Consider the following 719-nt stretch of genomic DNA (forward strand, 5'->3'; position numbering starts at 1 on the left):
TTAGATCGTGATCGCGAAGCGATCCACGATCTGAACCGTTTGTTGGACGAGCCCGGTCCTCGGGCGATGCCGCTCGATTCTTCCCCTGCAAATATCTCTCGCTGATCCGCCCCGACCGGGGCGGTTTTGATGTGGGCGCGCCGTCTTCCACCCGCAGCCAGCGCCGCCGACTGCGTCCTTGAGACCGAATTCGGTCGATTTGGGCAGCTTCGAGCCGAATTTCAGGCGAGCCGGTCTCTGGGCTTGCGGGCGCCGAACTCCCTGCTCGAAACCGATCGAATGCGCCCGGTTACATGATCAACACACCGTCGCCGGCTCGATGGGTGGCGAGGTGGGATGTATCGCTTCGGGCGGCCTCAAGCGCGTGCGCAGGATGCGCATCGCAGCGCCGCAGCACGGGCAAGGCACGGCCGGGCGCTGGGCTGTCGGTGGCGCTGCTGGAATGAACTTGAGCAGCCACTGCAACAGCGCGATCAGGCGCTTGCTGTTCGGGTGCAGGAAGCCGAAGTTGCGCGCGCGGCGAAAGCCTTTGGGCAGCACGTGTTGGAGCATCAGCCACAGGAACTGTGCGCCAGGCAGCGTGCGCCGTTTGATCGCGCCGCTGCTGCCCTCGCGGTAGCGGAAGGTGACCTGGCCGTTGCGGCAGGCGAGGATGTCCGCTTCGCGGATCACGCCGCGGTACAGGTAGCGGCCCAGATAGAGCAAGGCCTTGTCGCCGT

At 65.4% G+C, this 719-nt stretch carries 1 protein-coding gene; it reads right to left on the minus strand.

The annotated features are described in order from the left end of the window. Positions 1-297: 297 nt before the first annotated feature. Positions 298-719, minus strand: a 422-nt coding sequence (locus tag I8J34_RS24215; protein ID WP_214364187.1) for a transposase, incomplete at its 5' end; no start/stop codon positions are given.

This window comes from Denitromonas iodatirespirans, from assembly GCF_018524365.1.
Lineage (GTDB): Bacteria > Pseudomonadota > Gammaproteobacteria > Burkholderiales > Rhodocyclaceae > Nitrogeniibacter > Nitrogeniibacter iodatirespirans.